This window comes from Micromonospora sp. CPCC 206060 (genome assembly GCF_036906895.1).
Classification (GTDB): domain Bacteria; phylum Actinomycetota; class Actinomycetes; order Mycobacteriales; family Micromonosporaceae; genus Micromonospora.
Map to the genome: position 1 here is coordinate 1 of NZ_JBAKHU010000158.1, position 4237 is coordinate 4237.

Consider the following 4237-nt stretch of genomic DNA (forward strand, 5'->3'; position numbering starts at 1 on the left):
GTTCCTGGTTCGGGTTGTCTTGGAGTGACAAACCTTGATACCGGAACCCCGCCTCTCACACCCCGATCAACACACCCTTGACCAGCCACGCCCACGCCTAACTGAACGGCGTTGTGTCTAGAACAGGGTCGCCGGCTCGGCCATCGCCGGCAGGGAGCACGTGTCGAGTGTGTCGACCGGCAGGTCCAGGTCCAGGGTGATCGCCGCGTGGTCGGTGAGGCGCTGTTCGCGGGGCTCCTGCAGGGCGAACATCGCGTTCGGTGGCGTGGTCCACCAGCGGGGCCCGGTATTGCTCAGCCAGTCTCAGATTGTCAGCCAGCGGGCGGGTGGTGTCCCGCCCGATGAACGTCCCGACGCGGGGGACGTTCATCGCCGCCGCTGCGTCGATGACGTGCCGCAGGTGGCGATGGTTGGCCTCGCGTTGCTCACGGTCGGGGTGCAGGTTGTTCTCGCAGAACGTGACCGCGCAACTGGTGCGGGCGTACCGGTCCGAACGCCCAGCCCCGCCCGAGCGCCTCACCCCGGCCCGTGTCCGGCGAGGGTTTCGGCACCTGCGCAGCAGCCGGCAATCCCGCCTGCGCACCGAAACCCTCCCGGCCAGGACCCGGCCGACCAACCCGGACTACGCAACCGAAGACCTCACATAACCCCAGGCCGCGCCACACAGGTCAAAATCGAGCTAGTAGGTGCAGGCCGGAATGCCCAACCGGGCCGCCCCCGCCTCATCCTGCGGGAGGTCGGTGTACAGGTTGGAGACCCACAGGTCATTGTCCAGCTTGTTCCAGATGGGACTCTGCACCCCGGTGGACCGGTCGGTGATCACCCGGCCGCGCCGTTCCTGGCACACCACGCGCAGAGGGTCGTCCTGAAAGAAGGAGTAGCGCGGTATCTTGTGCTGCGGATCGCTGAACGGCCCCTGGTAGCCAAACGTACCGCTCGGCGCATTGGCAACCCGCGCCGGCCAGGAGCGGAGCCCGGCAGAACCGGTCGCGCCGGTAGCACCCGCCGCCGAGCCGGGCAATTGCCCGGGAATCTCCCCCGAGGAATCGTGCTGGATCCAGAGGACAAGGGCCCCGACCAGCAGCACGGCAACCGCGACGGCGGCGGGCTTCCTGCGGTTGACGATCCTGGCAAGGAGCACCCGCAGACCGCTCGGCAACCGGGCGACGCCGGCCACCCCGCCAACTGCGGACTGTTGGTCCCGGGCCAGGGGCAGAAGCAGCGTGACGACCGCGACCGCCCCACCGATGCTACCGAGGACCCAGCTCGCGACCTCCACCCCGGCGGAACCCCACATCATGGCGATCAGCGCCAGAACGACACCGACCGACACGACGGCAATTCCTGCCACCTTCGCCATGGCACAATTCTGTTGGAGCATGCGCCTCATGAGAAGGCGCGAATTGTCCGGCCGTGCGAATATCCGAACGAATGATGGTCAGGCGGGGTTCACGAGGATCCGGACGGGGTCATGCCGGCGGTCGCCACCGTCGCGGTACCGAGCCCGTCCACGTACCGGTTGACCATGCAGAACACGGCGGCGATCAGGACGGTGTCGTGGATCTCCAGGTCCGTGGCCCCCTCGCTGCGGGCGCTCTCGACCAGGTCAGTCGTGACCATCCGGCCGCCCTGCTGCACCGCGCCGGCGATCCGCAGCAGACCACGCAGCTTCTCGGGTACTGGTGCGGCCCCGACATCGGCGTGGACCCGGTCCACCAGATCCATCCCACCGGCAAGCTGTGCCGCCGCGAGCGAGGAGTGCGCCGCACGACAGAAGCCACAGCCGTTCAACCCCGAGACGTAGGCCGCGATGAGCTCCCGCTCACCCGTGCTCAACGAATGCGGCCCTTGCAACAACACCGACGCCAGATCCAGCAGCGGCCGGGCGGTCTCCGGCCGGAACCGCAGAAGGCCCATTATCCCGGGGTACCGACGCTCATCCAGTCCCAGGTCGATATGCGCCACCAGATCACCTCCACACGGGTACGGCGGCACGTCCGCAAAGACCATCGGCCGGACAATGACGCACCTGGATGGTGGCACAGCAGCGGAGCGTGGCTTTCTTCCATCGTGCGGGACCGTCCGCAGTCATTCCGCCGGGTGGCTGGTCGCGCTGCGGCAGCCCGTGCGACGGGTTGCCGTGTCACGCCTCCTGGCTGCCGTCGATGACCGACCGGTAGTGCGCCAACTCGGCCGCCAGCGCCGCCGCAGCCTGTGCCGACGCGGCGACGCCATGACCGACCCCGTCGAGCAGCACCAGTTCGTGCCGTACCGCGTGATGCTCCAGTTCCGCCGCGAGCAGGCGTACATCGTCGACTGCGGCCACCTCGTCCGCAGTCCCGTGGACGAACAGCACCGGGCGTCGGATGTCCGCTGCCCGGACCCGGCCGGCCCCGCCGCACAGCCGGGCGGCGTGTGCCCGGTGGAACCGTGGCGCCGCCGAGGCCCACCGGTCGGGATCCACAATCGCCGACACGACCGTCGCCGCAGCGAACGGGGTATCCCCGGTGACCGCGTGCAGTGCGGTGTAACCACCCGCACTCGCCCCACGGATGAACACCTGTCCCGGTGCCGCAGACCCGGCAGCGACCAGATGCTCGGCCACGGCGCGGCAGTCGTCGACGTCGTCGACACCCCAGCGGCCATGGAGCGCCTGGCGGAACGCCCGCCCGTACCCGGTGCTCCCGGTGTAGTCCACGTCGGCCACGGCGAAGCCGCGACTGGTGAAGAACTGCGTCTGCCAATCCAGACGGAGCTGACAGGCGACGGTCGGGCCGGGATGCGCCCGCACGATCAACGGTGCCCGCCACCCCGATCCGGCCCCGGTGGGCGGATAGAGCAACGCCACCACCTCACGGTCGCCTCCGACCGGTACCCGCAACTGCACCGGTGTCGAGACATCCGATCCGTCAGGCGTGACCGGCGTGCCCGGGGTGAGTACCTCGACCTGCGGTGCCGCGCCGTCGAGGTGCACCAGAGCCACCTGCTGCGTGATCGCCGGCGACGCACCGACCACCGCCACCGCGTCGCCGTGGACGGCGAGGTACGGCTTGATCGACGTGTACGGCAGGCGCACCGGCTGCACCGCACCGTCCGGATCGACCACGACACCGTCCGGATCGACCACGACCAGGCGGTGACGCGGTCCCTCCTGCACCACCATCACCACGCGCCCGTCCCCGAGGAACCCGTACGAGGCGTACCCGAGTTCCCAGGGTGCTGCCGCACACTCTGCGGCCATCGGTGCCACCGCGACGACCGACGAGCCGTCCCAGCGGTAGAGGTTCCACCAGCCACTACGGTCACTGACGAAGTAGAGCGCCCCGTCCGGTCCCCACCGTGGCTCGATCGCCGACTCGTCCGGACCACCAGCGATCTTCACCGGATGCCCGATGAGATCGCCGGGATCGTAGGCCGCCACCCACAGCTCGCAGCCGTCCCACGGCATGTCCCGCTTACTCCACCACGACCAGGCCAGCAGACCGGGCCCCAGTCGGGGCGCGCCGAAGAACCCGGACGACTCGGCCAGGACACGGGGCTCCGGTATCCCGGTCAACGGCACGGCCACCAGCTCATCGCTGTCCGCCGACTCGCAGACGCCGAGCAGTTCACCCTCGCCTGGCGTCAGGTCGGCGAAGGAGCCGTCGATCACGGCGGCGACCTCGCCGTCACGGATCCGGTGCAGACCGCTCCGGCCGGCGAACCACACCTCGTCGCCGATCACCGCGTAGCTGCCACCGCCGTAGGTGTGCACGGTGCTGACCCCGGTCGCCTCGGCTGGCGTCAGATCGACCGGTCCGGTAGCCGGGGCCCAGCGGACCAGCATCTCCGCCCCGGCACCCGGCCGGCTCTCCAGCCAGTAGAGCCCACCGTCCACGGAGCGGAGCTGGTCGTAACCGACACACGCCGCCACTGCCGCCGCCGCAGCAGGTACGACATCACCGGTGGCAGACCCCGCGGCACTGCTCCCCACAGCGTTGATCGAGTTCACGGTGCCATCGTGGCACGGTGACAGATCGACCCTCCGCAGGGCTGCGCCCGAACCGCCTCGACCGGGGCCGTCGTGCAGCCAGGACAACGGCCGCGCGCCCGTCGGGCCGGCGGTTACCCGCTGCAAAAGGGTGCAGATACAGGTGTGGGCCATCCCGTAAGGGATGGCCCACACCTGTAAAAATGTCCGGCGGCGTCCTACTCTCCCACACCCTCCCGAGTGCAGTACCATCGGCGCTGGAAGGCT

At 69.4% G+C, this 4237-nt stretch carries 4 protein-coding genes; all 4 read right to left on the reverse strand.

The annotated features are described in order from the left end of the window. Positions 1-117 precede the first annotated feature (117 nt). A complete protein-coding gene (locus V6U90_RS32640; protein WP_334444913.1) occupies positions 118-252 on the reverse strand; it encodes a hypothetical protein in 135 nt (44 codons plus the stop codon). A 427-nt stretch (positions 253-679) separates the two neighbouring features. Beyond that, positions 680-1360: a hypothetical protein gene (locus V6U90_RS32645; protein WP_334444915.1), complete on the reverse strand. Its 681-nt coding sequence runs from the start codon at positions 1358-1360 to the stop codon at positions 680-682. Positions 1361-1449: 89 nt separating this feature from the next. Continuing rightward, positions 1450-1917, reverse strand: a complete 468-nt coding sequence (locus V6U90_RS32650) for a carboxymuconolactone decarboxylase family protein (protein ID WP_334444917.1) — start codon at positions 1915-1917, stop codon at positions 1450-1452. A 226-nt stretch (positions 1918-2143) separates the two neighbouring features. Further along, the gene (locus tag V6U90_RS32655) at positions 2144-3991 is read right to left on the reverse strand and encodes a S9 family peptidase (protein ID WP_334444919.1); all 1848 of its coding nucleotides are present in this window, start codon (positions 3989-3991) and stop codon (positions 2144-2146) included. Positions 3992-4237 lie beyond the last annotated feature (246 nt).